A 20,520-nucleotide genomic window follows, 5' to 3' on the forward strand; every position below is an offset into this window, starting at 1 on the left:
CCTAACTTAGGCAGCCTTTTTCTATACTATTATCCTGAAAAAGGTACGTCATGGATTCCCAGAGAAGCTTACCTATTCACCTCAAAATCTTCATCCTTTATCCCTATATCGAAAAAACTCCCTCCAAGGGACCACATTTCGCCTGTCTCTTACTAAATATAAAAGAAACATAATCGCCACTAATATAATGATAAGAGAAGTTGGGCTAAAATTAGCTATCGAATGGCCAAATACTGTGTAGACAAAAGCAAGTGGAATGTTCGTTAAAAACGATACGTAGAGGTAATGTTTAATGCCTTTATTCGATTCCATCAAACAAAATGAGAGAAGATAATAATGAATAAAAGGAAGCAATCTTAGTATAGCAATTTGAGAGCTGTTCGGCTTGTGATTACCGAACAGCTTATCTTTTAAAAGAAACAGCTTATCTCTAGTTTTCGGGAATTTTCCAATAATAAAATAAAAGCAAAGGTTTGACAACGTTAGTCCAATAATAGAATATATTGTACCTAAAACAGGGCCGAATAAAATACCACCTGAAATACACACGACAATAACAGGGATGAATAGAAGTTGCCGGAGTACATGAAAAGCAATAAACATAAAAGGCATAAATACACTACCGGACTGAATATAACTTAAGACAATTGCCAGTTTCTCATCCATGTTCTCCCCCCGTCTATCACACTGCTGTTCTTACAAGCATATACAGGTTATAGCCTGCGTATGACTCAATCTATTCCATACGTTACAAGCAAGCCAAGCTGAATCACCATTAAAACAGGCAACCCCCATTTAAACGAAGTATGCTTTGTCTTATGACGAAATTGCTTCATACCAAGATAGGCGCCCGTTCCTCCACCGATGACAGCTACTGTCCATAACGTTCTTTCACTAATACGATATTCCCCATTGCGTGCTTTTTTCTTATCTATCCCCATTATTGTAAACGCAAGAATATTAATAAAGATCATGTACACCATAATAAACAAAAGCTTCTCCCCCTTTCACAATATGAAAAAAGCCATTCTCTGTTACAGAGAATGACTTATAAAAAATTATTTGTTTAATTGTGCTTTTGCAGCGTCTGCTAATTGAGCGAATGCTTGTGCATCAGCAATAGCAAGGTCAGCAAGCATTTTGCGGTTTACTTCGATACCAGCAAGTTTTAAACCGTGCATTAAACGGCTATAAGAAAGACCGTTGATGCGAGCTGCAGCATTGATACGAGTGATCCATAATTTACGGAAATCACGTTTTTTCTGACGACGGTCACGGAAAGCATAGTTTCCTGACTTCATCACTTGTTGGTTAGCTACTTTATATAAAGTATGTTTAGAACCATAGTAACCTTTAGCTAATTTTATAACTTTTTTACGACGTTTGCGAGTAACAGTACCGCCTTTTACACGTGGCATGTTATTTCCCTCCTATTTGACTCGATAAATCGAACTTATTTAATGTTGTCTAACATATGACGAATACGTTTGAAGTCACCAGTGCTTACAAGACCTGCTTTGCGAAGTTTACGTTTCGCTTTAGTAGATTTGTTAGCAAATAAATGGCTTGTATAAGCTTTTGAACGCTTAAGTTTGCCGGATCCAGTTTTTTTGAAACGTTTAGCAGATCCGCGGTGAGTTTTCATTTTAGGCATAAGGTATTCCTCCTCATTACAATTACTTTTCGTTTTTCGGTGCTAGTACTAAGAACATGCTGCGTCCATCCATTTTTGGATGTGTTTCAATCGTAGCCACTTCTTTACACGCTTCAGAAAATCGATCTAATACGCGTTGTCCGATTTCTTTATGTGTGATTGCACGTCCTTTAAAGCGAATAGAAGCTTTTACTTTATCGCCTTTTTCAAGGAATTTGATAGCATTACGAAGCTTCGTGTTAAAGTCATGCTCTTCAATTGTTGGGCTCAGACGAACCTCTTTCAAATTGATCACTTTTTGATTTTTACGCGCTTCTTTTTCTTTCTTTTGCTGCTCGAAGCGGTGTTTTCCGTAGTCCATAATACGGGCTACAGGAGGCTTTGCATTTGCAGCAACTAAAACTAGATCAAGATTCACACGAGCGGCAATTTCCAATGCTTCAAATTTCGTTTTAATTCCAAGTTGCTCTCCATTTTGGTCAATAAGACGAACTTCGCGGGCACGGATGCCTTCGTTCACCATCGCGTCTTTACTAATAGTTAGCCACCTCCAAGGTTATTTAGCGAATACGAACGTTAGGGGGTAAAACGGCAACGCTCACAACTCGCTTACATGATTTGCACTTGCATTTATGTTCAATCAATAAAAAAGTGCGGGTACATAATGCACCCACACAGATAGATTCATTTAGAAATTCCAAATAATCAAATCATGACCTGTTAACTACTATAATGCGTCAACCAGGTGAGAAGCGGGTGCCTCTTCTTTCCTCAATTTCGTATTCAATTTACCTTAGAGAATATATCATAAACACAGATGATTTGTCAAATAAATAAATGGTTATTCACAACAAAAATTATCTTATCAAATTTCCTTACGTTTGACAATACATATTTTTTTGAAAGTTATTTTGAATCCTGTTTCGCTTTTTTTCTTTTATCAAATGCATCCCACGAAAAAAAGAGGATCCAAAAAAGCAAAACTGGAACAATCGCGTATTGACGATAATTATCAAGTATTAACAAGATAATGATAGCTAAAAAAGCCGGTCCAAACAAAAAGATAAATTTCTTTTTTTGCTCTTCTTGCATAGTAACAACCCCATTTATAAAAAGATTCTCTCTTCATATTAGAGCATAAAACGACTTGTTTCAATTATCTTGTCATTTATCCCACACTTAACGGACAATAAGCCCCACTGGTGGAAGTTTCACACTATCAGTCCAAAAATTGTATAAATCCACAATATTCATTAACAAAGCTAAAAAAGAAAGGCACATCTGCTGTGCCTTTCTCCTGCATTAACGATTTACTTCTGCTTGAATAAGCGCTGAAAATTCTTCAAATGAAATAGTTTCAGATTTTTGTTCGCCATATTTACGAACATTTACGCTTCCTTCTTTCACTTCATTATCTCCAACAACGAGCATATAAGGAATTTTTTGCATTTGTGCTTCACGAATTTTGTAGCCGATTTTTTCATCACGAGTATCTAAATCAACGCGAAGGCCAGCTGCTTGTAATTTTTCTTGAACTTCTTTTGCATAATCAAGATGAACAGCAGGTGAAACTGGAATAACTTGCGCTTGAACTGGTGCTAACCAAGTTGGGAATGCCCCTTTATATTCCTCAATTAAGAATGCTACGAAACGTTCCATTGTTGATACTACACCACGGTGAATAACGACCGGACGATGTTGTTTTCCATCTTCACCAACATAACCTAAATCAAAGCGTTCCGGTAATAAGAAATCTAATTGAACAGTTGATAATGTTTCATCTTTTCCAAGTGCAGTACGAACTTGAACATCGAGTTTTGGACCGTAGAATGCCGCTTCTCCGTCAGCTTCAAAGTAGTCAAGCTCAAGCTCATCCATCGCTTCTTTTAACATACCTTGTGCTTTTTCCCACATTGCATCATCATCGTAGTATTTCTCAGTATCTGCTGGGTCGCGGTAAGAAAGACGGAATGAATAATCCTTAATATCGAAGTCTTTATATACTTCTAGAATTAAATTAACTACGCGTTTAAATTCGTCTTTAATTTGATCCGGACGAACGAAAATATGCGCATCATTTAATGTCATTCCACGCACACGCTGCAAGCCTGATAATGCGCCTGACATTTCATAACGGTGCATTGTACCAAGCTCCGCAATACGAACTGGAAGCTGACGATAACTATGAATTCCATTTTTGAAAATCATCATATGGTGCGGGCAGTTCATTGGACGAAGAACAAGTTGTTCGTTATCCATTTCCATCACAGGGAACATGCCATCTTGATAATGATCCCAGTGACCAGATGTTTTGTATAACTCTACACTTCCCATAACTGGTGTATACACGTGATCATAACCTAGACGTTGTTCTTTATCGACAATATAACGCTCGATTGTACGGCGAATTGTTGCTCCTTTTGGCAGCCATAACGGAAGACCTTGACCTACTTTTTGCGAACTCATAAATAGGTTTAACTCTTTTCCGATTTTACGATGATCGCGCTCTTTTGCTTCCTCAAGCAAGCGTAAGTGCTCGGCTAACTCTTCTTTTTTAAAGAAAGCTGTTCCATAAATACGTTGCAGCATTTTATTTTTGCTGTCTCCTCTCCAGTAGGCACCAGCAATGCTTAACAGCTTGAATTCTTTAATTTTTCCTGTCGATGAAACATGAACCCCTCGACAAAGGTCGAAAAACTCCCCTTGTTCATAAATTGTTACTTGTTGATCAGCTGGAATTGCGTCAATTAACTCTAATTTATAATTGTCGCCAATTTCTGTAAAACGAGAAATTGCTTCGTCACGGCTTACTTCAATACGATTAATTTCTAGGTTTTCGTTAACGATTTTTTTCATTTCTTTTTCAATTAATGGTAAGTCCTCTGGTGTTAATGATTCTTCAAGGTCGATATCATAGTAGAAACCGCCTTCAATAACTGGGCCAACACCAAACTTTGCATTTTTATATAAACGTTTAATCGCTTGAGCCATTAAATGAGCTGTACTATGACGCATAATTTCTAGGGCATCCATTGTATCTTGTGTCACAATTTCAATTGTTCCATCCGCTAAGATAGGACGTTTTAAATCGTATAATTCTCCATTAAATTTACCAGCAATCGATTTCTTTTTTAAACCAGGACTAATAGATGCTGCAATCTCTTCTGTTGTTGTGCCTTTATTAAACTCCTTCACTGCGCCATCAGGAAAAGAGATTTTTACTAATTCAGACATACAGTTTCACTCCTTCTACATTTTCACTACGTTATAGTAGTGTGCTCAATTTGTCTTATTCCCTTCAGAAAGGTATTTGGACAATATAAAAAGCCCGCCCCTGTCTAAAACAGGGACGAGCTTAGTAAACAAAATTATAACCCGCGGTTCCACCCTCGTTTCATTTTGCCAATAGACAAAATGACACTCGAAGCTTGGTAACGGCAGCTTTCCGTCAACTCATAATCGCTACAATAGCTTTCCGAGCCGAAGTTCAAAGGTGGTAAGTGTTCTAGCCGAATAGGAAGCTTACAGCCAAGGCCTCCCTCTCTAAAAATCGGGGTTAGAATACCCATGTCCTCATCATAACTTTTAAAAACTTAATTGAAGTAGTATGTAGGAAATTATAATCCGTACTACTCGGAAATGCAAGTGATTTTTCTTAATCATTATACATACAAAAAGCATTCAACGGCAATACAACCGAACGTTCTTCGAAAATTCGCTTTACTGTTTGAATCAGCCCTTGTTCCATATCATCCGTATAAATATAAAGCCTCTCTGGAGCGATGGATAAAAGCGGAGCGAGCGTCACGGATTCAATATAAATCGAACTATTCGCCAACAAATGACGATCGACTAACTCATTAATTTCAAGCCGTTCAAGCTTTCGATAAGAAGCATCATAAAAATAAAAAGCGTCTTGATAAACGAGGTGAAGATAGGGCATTTTGGGAGTACGTTTATGCAGGAAATCCCGCAATGTAGCAATAAAGCTCTGATAATCTTGCTCAAGCTTATACTCATCAATTGCGAGCATCGCATATTTTTCTAAAGATTGATGAAAAGACTTTAAACGAAAGGTTATAAAAGAATCAAACGAAAAGGACAACTTCCTTGTTAAGATCGTTTGTAAACCATCCTTAATGATTTGCTTTTCTTCCTCAAACAAAGGCTTTCTAGCCGCATTCCTCTCTCCTTCAAAAATTGAAGCCGCAATTTGTAGAATCCCATCAACTTCATCTCGCTCACGATACAGAAACTTTTGAATGATAATCTGTTCAAGTACTGATTGGAGCTTCTCTTCTACTAGAAAGCTATGAAAAACATCTGTGAGCATCACTAACCACTTTTCAATCGGCTGTTCTTCCAAGTCTAATTTTAAGCCTTGTTCCGGCGTACATATCATATATTGTTGCAGCTCTCCCCCTAGAGAATGGGCAGAGACAAACTGTAATAGTTTTAATGCCTCATTATTATTTTGAAATGAAATAAGAACCAATCTTTGTCCCCCCTAACCCGCACATTTTATGCTTATATATATGGAAGTTAGGACTTGTTTAGAAGTAGAATAGCCAATCAAATAGAAAAAGTGACCTGAAACTAGGTCAGGTCACCACTCATAGTCTTCGATTTTTACCTTCTAACTCAATCGGTTCTGCTAAATATTGAAGACGTTCCATTACTCGCGCCGCTTTCACTTCTTCTCGCTCCCCTCGCTGAGAAAAAGTTAAATGATTTTTTAACTCATCAAAGTTAAAATTCGAAGTAAAGAAAGTCGGCAAATTCTCAAGCATTCTAAATTGCAATATTGGCCCAAGCACTTCATCTCGACCCCAGCTCGTCATTGATTCAGCTCCTATATCATCAATCATTAGTACAGGAGCCGTCTTTACCATTTCAATCTTTTCATTCACTGTATTATCCCCAATCGAACCTTTAAGCTCGCGCAAAAAGTCTGGAAAATATACAATTAACGATGATATTTGTTTCTCGGCTAATTGATTAGCTATCGCTCCTAGTAAATAGGTTTTTCCAACACCAAATTTCCCGTGAATATAGAGCGCTTTTTGCTTTTGACCGGGGATATAATCATTGATAAAACTCATTACCTTGCCTACTATCGCGTATCGTTCATCCGATACATCATTTTGCAAAAAGTCGGCAATATTAGCGGCAAGAATATCGCGCGGTACATATAGACTGCGAATTAACTTCTCGCGTTTTCGTTTGTCATCTTCTACTACTTTCCGTGGACAGACTTCATAATGAAGATCCAAAGCATTCCCTTGAATCACAAGCTTTGGATAATATCCTTGCATCATATTCACACAACCATCTAAACTTGGACACTTATCACATTTTTTGCTTTGTGTCGAAAATTCATACAGTTTCCCGACACTTTTTTCTACCATTTCTTTTGTAATAATGGATCGATTTTCATGTAAAAAATCATGAATATGTTCATCTTCCATCACTTCTTGCTTTAAAGCTTCATAACGCTGCTGAAACTTTGTACCATTCGTCAATTTATTTAAGGCTGAATTAATCTTTTGCATCAGCATGATCACCTCCTACATTTAACTTTTTCACTTGCTCCCATATTGCTTTTTTCTGTTCATCAGAAACGGTTGCTGCTTTCTTTTGTTCAGTCTTCTTCTCTTCTGTTTTATTTAACCAGACCGGAACCATTTCCGTACGCGTTGCTTTTTGACGACTGCCTTTTGCGCTTGATTTGTTGCCATCTGCCCAACCTTGATATTTACGATGCTCTTTTCTCGCTAACTCCATTGCTTCTTTAACAGTGACAACATTCATGCGCGTCCAATGCCCAGCAATCTTTTCAACATAATTCTTTGTGAATTTCTTTTCTGCTTTCAACATTACGTATTCAATTAACACATTCACTACACCAGGATTTAAATTTTGGTTGAGCATAATATCTTCAACGATTTTTAAATCAGCTTCTACAATTTCAGCACCATTCGACAATTGCTTAAGCCGTTGCAATGGAGAGACTGTTTCTAAACGCTGAATATGCTCCTCCTCTTGATTCCTCGGCGGATCCATTTGAGTGCGATAAATGACTGGCTGCACACGACTAACGAGCGAAGGCATATCAGCATGCCGTTCAATTTGATACCAATCACGCGCTGATTTACGTAAGTGCTCTTCATCAATCTCATCATCAATGGATATGGCTCCAAGCACTAACTTCTGCATTTCAAGTGGATTAATGTCATATAAAAAAGCAAGCTTGGCAATCGTTGTTTTAATACGGGGCGTTAGTGCTTTTCTCGGCACTAACGATGATTTCAAACCTGCCATTAATAAATCAAAATCAAATTGATGCTCAAACCCTGTCGGAAGAGTGCCCTCTTGTCGATCGATAAACTGTTGATGAACCAACGGCTCTTTCACACCTTCTGCCTCATCACTTATATATAAAGAATGATCCGAAGCAAAAACTTCAGCAAAAGTTTTTGTTACATTCTCATACTCTCGCACAGGCAATACATCATCCGAAAAGAACTTCTTCAATCGGTTATATGCACCTTTCCCAATCTTTTTAAACAAATAAATATTTAGCATGCCGTCCGTAAAAAATTGCTGCGGCGATAGCGGTGGGTGTAACTCGTACACAAACTCCTTTGTTTCACCGTTTTTCTTCTTATAAACACTCAGCAATCCAATTCCTTCGAGCTGGAGTCTAGCTTCATAAATGTCACGCAAGTTTAGCCCCATCGTATTCATAAGTGAATAATGAGTTGTTGGCTCTGCCCAAATTCGATTCTCTTCAAGCTCACTCCATAAGCTCATATAGAGGCTCAAACAAATAGGACCAATAAGTGGCTGATAAAGGCGGGTAAGTACATTCCGATCATAATTATGCAGCATTCCCGCTGAAGATACCCTATATTGATCTGCGGGAAGCAGTTCTTGCCAATGCATCGACATCTTCATTCAAACCTTTCAAAGAATTCCTTTGTATTCATTACATTTTACAAGATGAGCGAAAAAAGAGCCAAAGGTTTATCTTTAGCTCTACTTTCGTTCTTTATTTAATAGTTCCTTCAATTCATCAATAAAAACGTTAATATCTTTGAATTGACGGTATACGGAGGCAAATCGCACGTAAGCTACCTCATCCACATCCGCTAGCTTATCCATGACCATTTCACCGATATAATCGCTTTTCACTTCAGAAATTCCATTATTACGCAATTCTTTTTCAACATAATTCGTAATTTCCTCTAAGCCTTTTAATGGGACTGGACGCTTTTCACAAGCCCTAATTAAGCCGCGAAGAATTTTGTCACGACTGAATTCCTCTCGTGTACCTTCTTTTTTAACGACAATTAACGGTATTTCCTCTACTTTTTCAAATGTCGTAAATCGAAAACCGCAAGACTCACATTCGCGACGCCTTCTAATGGATTTGCTATCATCCACAGGCCGTGAATCGAGCACTCTTGTTCCATTGTATTGACATGACGGGCACCTCATTATTATCAGCTCCGTTTATGTACTACTCTCTACATCATATACAGTGAGAGAACTCCATTTTTATTATTATCTTAACTAAAAGAAGCTGAGAGTACAAGCAAAATCAACGAGGAGTCTCAATAAAAAGACTCTCGTACACCATATTGTTTATCACACGGTTGAGCGCCAATAATATAAAAAAACCTACTGCAATTTTGCAGTAGGTCCATAAAACTCCATGCTTAAGCCTTACCCAGCATGTACTTGGGAAGTTTCCTCTAATTTAGCTGCTACTAATTTAACAAGATCAACGACACGGTTTGAATAACCCCACTCGTTATCATACCAAGCAAGTACTTTCACTTTTCGATCGCTAATAACCATCGTAGACAAGCCATCGATAATAGCTGAGTGTGGATTTGTTGTAAAGTCAACCGATACAAGCGGTTCTGTTGTATATTCAATAATTCCTTTGAATTCGCTTTCAGAAGCTTCTTTAAAGGCTTCATTAAGTTCATCTACCGTCACGTCACGATTTAAGTCCACAACAAGGTCTACTAAAGAAACGTTTGGTGTTGGAACACGTAACGCCATACCATGTAGTTTTCCTTTTAATTCAGGTAATACTAAAGATAACGCTTTCGCAGCGCCCGTTGTTGTAGGAATGATGCTTCCTGCACAAGCACGAGCACGTCTTAAATCTTTATGTGGGTTATCGATATTATTTTGGTCATTTGTATAAGAGTGAACAGTTGTCATTAAACCATTATCGATACCAAATTTTTCATTTAACACTTTTGCTACAGGGCCTAAACAGTTTGTTGTACAAGAAGCATTTGAAATAACAAAGTGTTTATCAACGTCTAATTGTTCTTCATTTACACCCATAACGATTGTGATATCTTCATTCGTACCAGGTGCTGATAAAATAACTCGTTTTGCTCCTGCATCTAGATGTGCAGCTGCTTTATCACGATGATTGAATTTTCCTGTTGCTTCGACTACAATATCTATGTTTAGTTCTTTCCAAGGCAATTGCTTCGGATCACGATTATTTATTAATTGAACACGACGTCCATTTACAACAAGTGCATCTTCTTCTGTTACAATCTCTCCATCGAATTTGCCATGTGTAGTATCATATCTAAGTAAATGCGCTAAAGTTTCAGCAGGATAACTGGCATTGATTGCTACAATGTCCAAACCTTCATCTAATATGGCTTTACGGAAAACCATTCTACCAATTCTCCCAAATCCGTTAATCGCTACTCTTGCATTCATTTTGTTTGGACCCTCCCGAAATTAATGTTATACTTTTTATAACCTCATATACAATTAGTATAACATATTTACGTCAAAAAGTGCTATAAAAATGTTATAATAAATTAAATTTATTCATCAAAAAAGAAGAAACATTGTTAGTTTCTTCTTTTTCATCAAATTCATTCACTTTTTACTCCATTTGATTAGTTTAGCAAACCCGCAACAAAGATTAAAGCACTTCCTTACGAATAAAAACTATACTTTATCGTATATCCCACTGCTTTAGGATAGCAAGTACTTGCTGCTTCGTTTCCTCTAGTTCTCCATTATTATCAACAACAGCATCTGCCAAAGCTTTCTTCTCAACTAACGGCATCTGGGAATGAATGCGAGCGAGTGCTTCACTTTCCGATAAGTCATTGCGTTTCATTAACCTTTGAAGCTGTACCTCTTCATCCACATAAATGAGCAGAGACTTTTCCACCATATACGTCAGCTTGCTTTCGAATAAAAGAGGAATATCCATAAAGACCGTTTCCGCTCCATCTTGAAAAGCTTTTTCTGTCTGCTCCTTCATTCTCTTCCTCACAGCAGGATGGACAATGCTATTTAAACGCAGCCTTTTGTCTTCATCATGAAAAATAAGCGTACCTAATTTGGCACGATCAATTCCCCCGTCTGGCAACAAAATGTCCTCACCAAACGCTTTAACTATGTCATGATAAGCTTCTTCACTAGGCTCAACTACTTCACGAGCTGCCACATCGGCGTCGACGACAACAAAGCCTAACTCTCTAATATACGTACTTACACTGCTTTTACCACTTGCAATGCCCCCAGTAATTCCAATAACTCGACCCATATCCTTCTCCTTTATAATTTATTCTATAATTTTAAGATTCCGATAATAATGAGTAATGCCCCTGGAAGAAAAGATAAATTTTGCACAAGCGTGCTTTTTGATAGTAATTTGCCGCTTTGAAGCCCACTCCAAATAAAGATAGAGCTCATGACTCCAATTGCAAAAGCAAGCACTAGCGGTGAAACCCCAATCATAGCGGCACCAATTCCCGCACCAAAAGCATCTAATGAAAGAGCCACACCGAGAACAAGAGCTTCGACACCATTAATCGTACCTGATTTATCAAAATCGGCATCTGTCGGTTTTTGTAAAATATTAATTACGACACCGAGCGATTTAATTTCAAAGTTAAAAATAATCTTTTCTTTAGAATGACTTTCTATTATTTCTTTTTCCTTTTTAAAAAACTGATAAACAAGCCAAATGCCTAGCAAAATTAAGATAGCGCCACCTGTTTTTTCAGCTGCACTAGGAGAGACAAGCTGACTAATGAACTCACCAATCAGCATGGCTACACCGAGACTAATACCCGAACAAATCGAAATAACAATAATCGATCGAAATGGAATTTTCACACCGCGCATACCTAATGTGACTCCGACCCCGAACCCATCAATACTTAATGCGATAGAAAGAATAATAAGCTGTAACCACATCGATGATGACTCCCTCCAATTCTGTTGCTAAAACAGTATATGGAAAGAGCCTATCCGATGTGTAAAGAAAAGCGAAGTAGACTCGTTTTCCTTCTTTATGATGGACGCACCTGACACGATGGACAAATATGTGTGCCACGCCCACCGACAACTAGTTTCTCAAGCGGTGCGCCACATCTCTTGCAATTCTCTCCTTTTCGACCATAAACAAATAGCTCTAATTGAAACATACCGATTTGTCCTTGTGAATTGATATAAGAACGAATCGTACTGCCACCCTTTTCAACAGCCTCCGATAATGTCGCAATAATTTCTTGATGAAGCTTTGTAATTTCGGCATCCGTAAGTGATGAAGCGACTCGCTCAGGATGGATACCAGAACGGAAGAGCGACTCATCGACGTAAATATTCCCAATACCAACAACAATATGTTGGTCCAACAAAACGGGTTTAATTTTTCGATTGGTTTTTCGTAATGCTTGGCGTAGGTACTCGACCGTAAAATCTTCTAATAACGGCTCTGGACCTAGATTCAAAAGCGGTTCTTGCTCAGACTCTTCCCCTTTTTTAAATAAATGCATCGTTCCAAATTTACGAACATCACGATACCTAAGCTCACTTCCATCTGTAAAGGAAAAAATGACATGGGTATGTTTATCATATGGCTCCTGTTTCGGATACACTCCATATTTCCCTTCCATTCGTAAATGCGAGACCATTGAATAATCATCTAATGTAAAAATTAAAAACTTTCCACGACGTCCAATTCCATGAATCGTTTGTCCAACAAGTGCATCGCAAAATTGTTCAACCGGCTCTGGTTTTTTAATAATCTTCGGCCATAAAACGGATACTTCTTGAATTTCTTTTCCTAACACTAATTGTTCCAACGTTCTTCTGACTGTTTCTACCTCTGGAAGTTCTGGCATGATGTTCACCTATCTTCATTTATTTTGCATCGAACCACGTGGCTCCAAAATTATAATCCACTTTTAACGGTACATTTAAGCAAATAGCATTTTCCATTTCTTCAGGTACAATTTGCTTCAATATGTCAATTTCCTCTGGTGGAGCTTCAAAAATCAGCTCATCATGTACTTGAAGCAGCATCCGTGCTTTCAAACCTTCTCGCTTTAAACGCTCACTCATGTTAATCATCGCAAGCTTAATAATATCCGCGGCACTCCCTTGAATTGGTGTATTCATTGCTGTTCTCTCCGCAAAGCTTCTTATATTAAAATTACTGCTCGTAATTTCCGGAATATAGCGTCGTCTATGCAACAATGTCGTGCTATAGCCCCTTTGACGTGCTTCCTGAATACTCGCATCCATATAATCTTGAACACCAGGAAAACTTTTAAAGTACTTTGCGATAAACTCACTCGCTTCTTTCCTAGTAATCCCTAGATTTTGAGATAATCCGTAATCACTAATTCCATATACAATACCGAAATTTACAGCCTTCGCTTGACGACGCATATTTGATGTCACTTCATCAGCTGATACATGGAACACATCCATTGCCGTTTTCGTATGAATATCCATCCCCGCCTGAAACGCTTCAACTAAGCCCGAATCATTCGCAATATGTGCTAGTACCCGGAGCTCAATTTGTGAATAATCTGCCGCAAAAATCAACCAATCTTGCTCGGAAGCAATGAAAGCTTGGCGAATTTTTCGTCCTTCTTCTAAGCGAATCGGAATGTTTTGGAGATTCGGATCAGTAGAACTTAATCGACCGGTTTGTGTTAGCGCTTGATTAAAACGAGTATGTACTTTCGCTGTTTTCGGATTAACTACTTTAAGCAAGCCTTCGATATAAGTTGAGTGAAGCTTGCCAAGTTGACGATAATGGAGAATTTCCTTGACAATCTCATGCTTATCCTCTAATTTTTCTAACACTTCTGCTGACGTTGAGTAGCCTGTTTTTGTTTTTTTCATAACAGGCAAGCCTAACTTTTCAAATAAAATAATACCAAGTTGCTTTGGAGAATTAATATTAAAAGCTTCGCCCGCTAAATCAAAAATTTTCGCTTCGATTGCCCGTAAACGTACAGACAATTCTTGCCCCATCGATTGCAAGCGTTCAATATCGACCTTTACACCTTGCCATTCCATATCAGCTAAAATATTAGACAGCGGTAACTCTAAATCCATAAATAAACGATCTTGTTCATGCTCTTCTAATTTTATAAGCATCGCATCCTTTAAAGCTAACAGAGCTTTCGCCTTACGAGCGAGATGTTCACTTAGTTTTGCTTCTTCGGGAACGGCACGCTTCGCCCCTTTTCCATAAAACATCTCATCGCTCACAAGAGGTGGTTGCTGCTGCACTTTTACGATCGCTGCAACATCTTCAACCGATTCTGCTGGATTTAAAATATAGGAAGCTAGAAATACATCAAAGTCAATTCCCTTTAATTCAATGCCGCGATGCCGGAGAGCCACAATAGCTTTTTTCGCATCGTATATCGTTTTGTAATTCGTTTCATCCTCAGCCCATTGTTTGAAAACCGCTGAGCTAAGTGCACTTTCGCCTCTAAAATAAAAATGCCCGTGCTCATTACTTAACGCAATTCCAAGGATGTCTCCATGATGATAATTATCTTCTAAAATTTCAATATATAAGCCATTTTCATCAGCAAATAAATCCGCTGTAATCTCATCTACTATCTGTACGTCAATCTCTTCTTGTTCGATGTCTTGTCCATTTTCCTCATCAAGCTTATCAAGCAAAGTTTGAAAACCTAGCTCTTTATAAAAAGCGATTACTTTATCGCGGTCCATCCCATTATAAGCTGTTTCATCTAAGGCTACTTCAATAGGAGCAGTACGCAAAATCGTTGCTAGCCTCTTACTTAATAACGCTAGCTCCCTATGCTCATTAATCTTTTCTTTCAGCTTTTGGCCGCTTACTTCTTCCACCGATTCAACAAGCTTTTCCACTGTTTCAAATTGATGCAGCAACTTTAATGCTGTTTTCTCCCCTACACCAGGGATGCCGGGAATATTATCTGAAGCATCTCCCATAAGCCCCTTTAAATCAGTAATTTGAATGGGCACAAGCCCGTATTTTTCCTGCACATGCGCCGGCGTATATTCTTCGATATCAGTAATTCCTTTTTTCGTAATCGAAACAGTTGTCTTATCAGACGTTAATTGTGTTAAATCTTTATCTCCTGAAATCACTTTCACTTCGAAGCCTTCTTGTTCTGCTTGTTGTGAGAGCGTTCCAATAATATCATCCGCCTCATAATTCTCTAACTCATAACGTTTAATTCCAAAACAATCTAATAGCTCACGAATAAACGGAAACTGCTCCGACAATTCATTCGGTGTTTTTTGGCGGCCTCCTTTATACTCTTGATACGTCGCATGTCGAAACGTTGTTTTTCCAGCATCAAACGCAACGAGCATATGTGTCGGCTTCTCTTCCTCAATAATACGATTCAGCATCATCGTAAAGCCGTATACAGCATTCGTATATACCCCTTTGTCATTATTTAAAAGGGGAAGAGCAAAAAAAGCCCGGTACGCAATACTATTTCCATCTATTAATACTAACTTTTTATTCAAAAAATATTCCTCCTATATCAAGGGACTAAAAAGCAAAACCCAAAGGCGGCTCGAACGCCCCCACTCATTAATGCCCTAAAACTACACTATGTATTTCTCAACATCAAGGGAAGAACCCACACCCATGCGGAGTTCCGCCCCCCCCATAGTATCAACACCGTTTCCACTCTACATCTTCATGCAAAATAAAGATGAAACTCAAAGACGGCGCCAACGCAGCACTCACTCTTGAAAGCCTTAAGCTGCACTATGTATTTCTCAACATCAAGGGAAGAACTCGCACCCATGCGAAGTTCCGCCCCTTTTCCTTAATAAAAAAACCGTTCATTTTCTTCCTCCATTCTACCACGAGAAGAAGGAGAAAGAAAAATGACGGCTATTGTAATTTACTTCATATTCCCCATCAACAATCTTGCATAAGGAGAGTCAGATGGCAACACAATGACGGTCTGTTCGCCAATTGTTTCTTTATAGGAATCTAGCGTTCTATATAATTGATAGAACTCTGGGTCTTTAGAGAACGATTTATTGTAAATCTTAGCAGCTTCTCCTTCTCCCTCCGCTCGAATCACTTCTGCATCCGCTTCTGCTGTTGATAAAAGCTCTTTCACTTTGCGATCAGTATCCGCAATAATTTGATTCTTCTTTGCATCACCTTTTGATAAATATTCTTGAGCCTTCGATTCTCGTTCAGAAATCATTCTCTTAAACACAGACTCTTCATTTTCAGCAGGTAAATCCGTTCGTTTTATACGAACATCTGTCACGAGAATCCCATAGTTATCTTGAGTAAGCAGTTCATTCACTTTTTCTGTTACTCGATCATTCAAACTTCCCCTTGAAGATTTTTCATCATTAATAATTTCATCATAATTCAATTGACCAAGCTCAGAACGCACAACAGAATAAATAAACTCTTCCATCCTTGCTTCCGCATTTTCAAACGTTCTAGCATTCGTAATCATCTTCTTCGGATCATCAATTCGCCATACTGCATAGTTATCAATAAGCATCCGTTTTTTATCTTTTGTATTAATTTCAGCTTCAGATACATCATAATTCATTTGATATTTTGGTAAAGTTGTCACACTTTGAATAAATGGGATTTTAAATTTCAAGCCAGGACTCTTATCAATCCGGACGACTTCCCCAAATTGGCGTACTACTTTGTATTCCCCTTCTTTTACAATATACACATTCGTTAGCAAAATCAGAAGCAGGACAATCAATATAATAAAAAAGATACCAGTCTTCACATAGCCGCGCCACTGAAAATGATCTTTTCGCTTTCCTTCTAAATCAACAATTTTTGGGCTCATTATTCTGCTCCCCCTTCCTTCGTTGATTTTTGCTCTTTCGTTTCTTCTTCTGTCTGTTCCTTTGTCGCAGCAGCTTTAGAATCAAGTGCACGTAGTGGTAAGTATTTCATCGTGTTTCCATCATCATTCATAATATAAATTTCAGCATTCGGCAGCACTTGTTCCAACGTTTCAAGAATTAAACGAGAACGAGTAATTTCCTTATTACTTGTATATTCAGCATACAGCTTATCAAAAACCGCAACATCTCCACGTGCCGTTTCTATTCGTTTCGTTTTATCTCCTTCTGCAGCTGAAAGGATTGCTGCTTTTTCCCCTTCCGCTTCATTCATACGTTTATTCTCGTATTTGCTTGCTTCGTTAATTTTCGTATTCATCGTTTCACGTGCATCCGTTACAGCGGTAAAAGCACTTCGAACATCATCGTTTGGTAGTTCTACATCTTGAAGCTTCACAGCTAAAACAGAAATACCCACATCATACTTTTCCATTAATTGCGATAATAATTCACGTACGTCAGCTTCAATCTCTGCTTTTCCTGATGTTAAAGCATCATCAATTTTTGTGCTTCCAATGATACTTCGTAAGGCAGCAGAAGTCGTATTATACAAAATTTCTTCAGGGTCGCTCGCATTGAATAAATACTTCGGCGGATCAGTAATTTTCCATTGAACAACAAGATCTGCCAGCACGATATTTTCATCACCTGTAATCATCTTTGTTTCATTTGGATACTCAGAAATTTTTCCGCCTTCCTCCTTATACCCAAATTGCAAACTAAATGTTTCCTTTGAAAGCTTTTCCACCGATTGAATCGGCCATGGCAGTTTAAAATGCAACCCTGGTTCGGCTACAGTCTGTTCTACTTTTCCAAATGTTAAAATCACAGCCTGATCAGATTCATCTACTGTATACCAAGTAGATATACCTACTATTCCAAGAATTACAATCAGCAACGCTAACCCTGTCATCGTATATATTCTTTTTAAACTAGCGATAGTAACCCCTCCCTTTTTTCTCTCTATACTGTATGTACGCCCAAAAATGGATAAAGTTTCATAAAATATTAAAAATGAATCTATCTTATCCAAATTTTTAATAACAATCATTAGATAGGACTCTACAAAAAGATAATACTTAGGGTGTAGTTTTATCCACTCTCCTCCATTATTTAGCGTAGCCATAAAAAAAATGAAGACCTAGTAGTCTTCACCCTTCAAATGTTGCTATGTATGCAGTTTTTTATATAACGTCACGGTAAATGTTGTACCAACACCAACTGTACTTTCAACCTTTACTTTTCCATGATGCACTTCTAGTATATGCTTCACAATAGCCAACCCTAAACCTGTACCTCCAGAATCTCGACTTCTTGCTTTATCCACTCGATAAAAGCGTTCAAAAATTCGAGGAAGCTCTTTTGGTTCAATACCAATTCCATTATCTTGAATCTCAACAATGACTGTATCTTCCTCTTCTTTCACACAAACCATTATGGCTCCGCCCGTTAACGTATAATTAACAGCGTTACTCATTAAGTTGATAAATACTTGTTTAATACGTGACAGATCACCTTCAATGAATGCTTGATTCGGACCAACAATGTCTAATGTTAGCTGCTTCTCTTCTAATCTTGTTGATAACATCATGGAAATGTCTGTTAACATCTGAATTAAATCAACATCTTGGCGATTCAAAACAAATACTTGCTGCTCCATTTTTGAAAGATTCAGTAATTCCTGAATAAGCACTTGCAGGCGGTCACTTTCTTCTAAAATAATGGTTAAGAAGCTGCGTAATGTCTCCTCATCATGAAGAGCTCCATCAAGAAGTGTTTCAGAAAATCCTTTAATTGATGTAATCGGCGTTTTTAACTCATGTGATACATTCGCTACGAAATCCTTTCGAATTTGCTCTAATCGCTTCAATTCGGTAATATCATGGAATATAAGCAAAATCCCGTTCCACTCATCGTGGTTACCAATAATTGGAGCACCGTACACTTCAAAATGCCTCGACTCTGATTCGAGGGGCAGCTTCATTTGACGCTTAATAATTTGTTCTGTTCGAAAGATTTCTTCTATAATCGAAATAATTTCCTCAAATTCAATAACTTCATAATAGGATCGAAACATAAAGTGTATAGGATTTACCTTAAATAAACGTTTATATTCACGGTTAATAAGCGTAATATAGCTTTTACTATCAATAAAAATAACGCCGCTTCCAATGTTTTCAATCAACGTTTCAAGTCGATCTTGATGCATCTCCCTAGAAATCTGTGCTTCTTCAAGATTTCTCGCCAAAATATTCAGAGACGTAATAAGCATTTTCGTTTCTGCAGAATAAGTCTCACTCGTTCGTGCTCGATAATTTCCTTGAGCGAGTTCAATAGCTGTCATCGTTGCTGCTTCAATCGGTCTTGCATATCGTTTCGTAATCATACTTCCAAGCATCAAAATAATGATAAGCGCGGCCCCTAAACTAATCGTTAATATTTGCCACATTTGTTTATTCATTTGTTCAATGATGGAAATTTCACTACTATGTACGATATATCCTTCTATTTCATCATCTGTCTTAATCACTTGCCAATAATAATGAAAGTCCACTTTCCCTTCAGGCACTTCATAACCTTCTTGTCCTTGCGCTTTTACAATTTGTTGCAGTACCTGGGCATGGCGATTCGGATGCTCAATTTTCTCTTCATTCGAATCGTATAACACATCCCCCTCCTCGGTCAAAATCGTAACATTTGAATCAATAAGCGGTTTCAAATCGACGGTATTATTCTGATCTAAAAAAGAATGAATTCCGCCATGTTCTTGAATATAATGAGCAATAAATGTTGTTTCCTTTTGAATTTGCTCATTAAATGCTTGTACATAAGAATTTTTAAATAAGTTCCCTAACAGTATGCCCAGAGCAATTAAAACAACAATGATTAAGGTAATTAACGCAAAAAAAAGCTTTTTACGATACGTCATTATTCCTGTTTAGGCTCCTCTAATTTATATCCATGTCCTCGAATTGTTTTAATATATAAAGGCTTCCTCGTATCCTTTTCGATTTTTTCACGAAGATGACTAATATGCACATCTACAATGCGCGAATCTCCCACAAAATCGTAATTCCAAACAGCACTTAATAACTGATCTCTTGTCAATACTCTCCCTTTATTTCTTGATAAATATACGAGCAACTCAAATTCCTTCGGTGTCAATTCAAGTAGCTCATCATTAAATAAGGCTTCGTATCGATCTGGATAAACTTTTAATTCACCAATAATCAACGATGGCTGCTGATCTTCCTGTACCCCTTGTTCTGCAATTGGGGCTTGCTGCTGGGCACGTCGGAGAATCGCTTTAATACGCGCCACCACTTCCCGCGGACTAAAAGGCTTTGTTAAATAATCATCTGCCCCGAGCTCTAGTCCAAGCACTTTATCAAATTCATCATCTTTAGCTGTTAGCATTAGGATGGGAACATTGACTTTTAACTGACGAAGTTGCTTACACACTTCAATTCCATCCAATTTTGGAAGCATTAAATCTAACACAACAAGATCCGGTTTCTGTTCGACTACTGTTTGAAGTCCTTCTTCTCCATCAGAAGCTGTTATTACGTAGAAACCCGCCTGCTCTAGATTATATTTAAGCAAAGTAACAATTGATTTTTCATCATCCACAACAAGAATTTTCTTAGCCATTT

20 protein-coding genes and 1 other annotated feature are annotated in these 20,520 nt (G+C 37.9%); all 20 genes read right to left on the minus strand.

The annotated features are described in order from the left end of the window. Window positions 1-90: 90 nt before the first annotated feature. The 20 genes from D1953_RS08795 to D1953_RS08890 all read right to left on the minus strand — a co-directional run bounded on the left by D1953_RS08795 (window position 91) and on the right by D1953_RS08890 (window position 20,518). Window positions 91-666, minus strand: coding sequence for a TVP38/TMEM64 family protein (locus D1953_RS08795; RefSeq protein WP_119116807.1), 576 nt, complete (start codon window positions 664-666; stop codon window positions 91-93). A 65-nt stretch (window positions 667-731) separates the two neighbouring features. Then, window positions 732-983, minus strand: coding sequence for a DUF1294 domain-containing protein (locus tag D1953_RS08800; RefSeq protein WP_425454265.1), 252 nt, complete (start codon window positions 981-983; stop codon window positions 732-734). Between the two features lie 75 nt (window positions 984-1,058). Beyond that, the gene (gene rplT, locus D1953_RS08805; RefSeq protein WP_119116809.1) at window positions 1,059-1,418 is read right to left on the minus strand and encodes a 50S ribosomal protein L20; all 360 of its coding nucleotides are present in this window, start codon (window positions 1,416-1,418) and stop codon (window positions 1,059-1,061) included. Window positions 1,419-1,453: 35 nt separating this feature from the next. Beyond that, window positions 1,454-1,654 carry a 50S ribosomal protein L35 gene (rpmI, locus tag D1953_RS08810; protein WP_119116810.1) on the minus strand — a complete coding sequence of 67 codons (201 nt, stop codon included), beginning with the start codon at window positions 1,652-1,654 and terminating at the stop codon, window positions 1,454-1,456. Window positions 1,655-1,676: 22 nt separating this feature from the next. Next, on the minus strand, window positions 1,677-2,177 hold the full coding sequence (gene infC, locus D1953_RS08815) for a translation initiation factor IF-3 (protein ID WP_119116811.1): 501 nt from the start codon (window positions 2,175-2,177) through the stop codon (window positions 1,677-1,679). Window positions 2,178-2,293: 116 nt separating this feature from the next. Then, window positions 2,294-2,428, minus strand: a sequence feature (ribosomal protein L20 leader region). Window positions 2,429-2,560: 132 nt separating this feature from the next. Further along, complete coding sequence (locus D1953_RS08820) at window positions 2,561-2,746, minus strand: hypothetical protein (protein ID WP_119116812.1); 186 nt, start codon at window positions 2,744-2,746, stop codon at window positions 2,561-2,563. A gap of 210 nt (window positions 2,747-2,956) precedes the next feature. Next, window positions 2,957-4,888: a threonine--tRNA ligase gene (gene thrS, locus D1953_RS08825; RefSeq protein ID WP_119116813.1), complete on the minus strand. Its 1,932-nt coding sequence runs from the start codon at window positions 4,886-4,888 to the stop codon at window positions 2,957-2,959. 421 nt (window positions 4,889-5,309) lie between these two features. After that, entirely contained in the window at window positions 5,310-6,149 is an 840-nt protein-coding gene (gene ytxC, locus D1953_RS08830; protein ID WP_119116814.1) for a sporulation protein YtxC, read from the minus strand. 118 nt (window positions 6,150-6,267) lie between these two features. Then, window positions 6,268-7,206, minus strand: a complete 939-nt coding sequence (gene dnaI / locus D1953_RS08835) for a primosomal protein DnaI (protein ID WP_119116815.1) — start codon at window positions 7,204-7,206, stop codon at window positions 6,268-6,270. Beyond that, complete coding sequence (locus D1953_RS08840) at window positions 7,193-8,605, minus strand: replication initiation and membrane attachment family protein (protein WP_119116816.1); 1,413 nt, start codon at window positions 8,603-8,605, stop codon at window positions 7,193-7,195. The genes dnaI and D1953_RS08840 overlap by 14 nt, the downstream gene beginning before the upstream one ends. An 87-nt stretch (window positions 8,606-8,692) precedes the next feature. Further along, on the minus strand, window positions 8,693-9,154 hold the full coding sequence (gene nrdR / locus D1953_RS08845) for a transcriptional regulator NrdR (protein ID WP_119116817.1): 462 nt from the start codon (window positions 9,152-9,154) through the stop codon (window positions 8,693-8,695). 228 nt (window positions 9,155-9,382) lie between these two features. Next, the gene (locus tag D1953_RS08850) at window positions 9,383-10,414 is read right to left on the minus strand and encodes a glyceraldehyde-3-phosphate dehydrogenase (RefSeq protein WP_119116818.1); all 1,032 of its coding nucleotides are present in this window, start codon (window positions 10,412-10,414) and stop codon (window positions 9,383-9,385) included. Window positions 10,415-10,658: 244 nt separating this feature from the next. Then, window positions 10,659-11,258 carry a dephospho-CoA kinase gene (gene coaE, locus D1953_RS08855; protein WP_119116819.1) on the minus strand — a complete coding sequence of 200 codons (600 nt, stop codon included), beginning with the start codon at window positions 11,256-11,258 and terminating at the stop codon, window positions 10,659-10,661. A 23-nt stretch (window positions 11,259-11,281) separates the two neighbouring features. Continuing rightward, window positions 11,282-11,914, minus strand: a complete 633-nt coding sequence (gene ytaF / locus D1953_RS08860) for a sporulation membrane protein YtaF (RefSeq protein ID WP_119116820.1) — start codon at window positions 11,912-11,914, stop codon at window positions 11,282-11,284. Window positions 11,915-12,009: 95 nt separating this feature from the next. Next, window positions 12,010-12,843: a DNA-formamidopyrimidine glycosylase gene (mutM, locus tag D1953_RS08865; RefSeq protein WP_119116821.1), complete on the minus strand. Its 834-nt coding sequence runs from the start codon at window positions 12,841-12,843 to the stop codon at window positions 12,010-12,012. Window positions 12,844-12,862: 19 nt separating this feature from the next. Continuing rightward, on the minus strand, window positions 12,863-15,490 hold the full coding sequence (gene polA / locus D1953_RS08870) for a DNA polymerase I (RefSeq protein ID WP_119116822.1): 2,628 nt from the start codon (window positions 15,488-15,490) through the stop codon (window positions 12,863-12,865). Window positions 15,491-15,876: 386 nt separating this feature from the next. After that, entirely contained in the window at window positions 15,877-16,809 is a 933-nt protein-coding gene (gene hflC / locus D1953_RS08875) for a protease modulator HflC (protein ID WP_119116823.1), read from the minus strand. Beyond that, window positions 16,809-17,807, minus strand: coding sequence for an FtsH protease activity modulator HflK (hflK, locus tag D1953_RS08880; protein ID WP_119116966.1), 999 nt, complete (start codon window positions 17,805-17,807; stop codon window positions 16,809-16,811). The genes hflC and hflK overlap by 1 nt, the downstream gene beginning before the upstream one ends. Before the next feature lie 228 nt (window positions 17,808-18,035). Continuing rightward, on the minus strand, window positions 18,036-19,799 hold the full coding sequence (gene pnpS, locus D1953_RS08885; RefSeq protein ID WP_119116824.1) for a two-component system histidine kinase PnpS: 1,764 nt from the start codon (window positions 19,797-19,799) through the stop codon (window positions 18,036-18,038). Next, window positions 19,796-20,518, minus strand: coding sequence for a response regulator transcription factor (locus D1953_RS08890; protein ID WP_119116825.1), 723 nt, complete (start codon window positions 20,516-20,518; stop codon window positions 19,796-19,798). Before D1953_RS08890 ends, pnpS begins: the two co-directional genes overlap by 4 nt. Between the last annotated feature and the right edge of the window lie 2 nt (window positions 20,519-20,520).

Source organism: Peribacillus asahii, assembly GCF_003570725.1.
Taxonomy (GTDB): domain Bacteria; phylum Bacillota; class Bacilli; order Bacillales; family DSM-1321; genus Peribacillus; species Peribacillus asahii.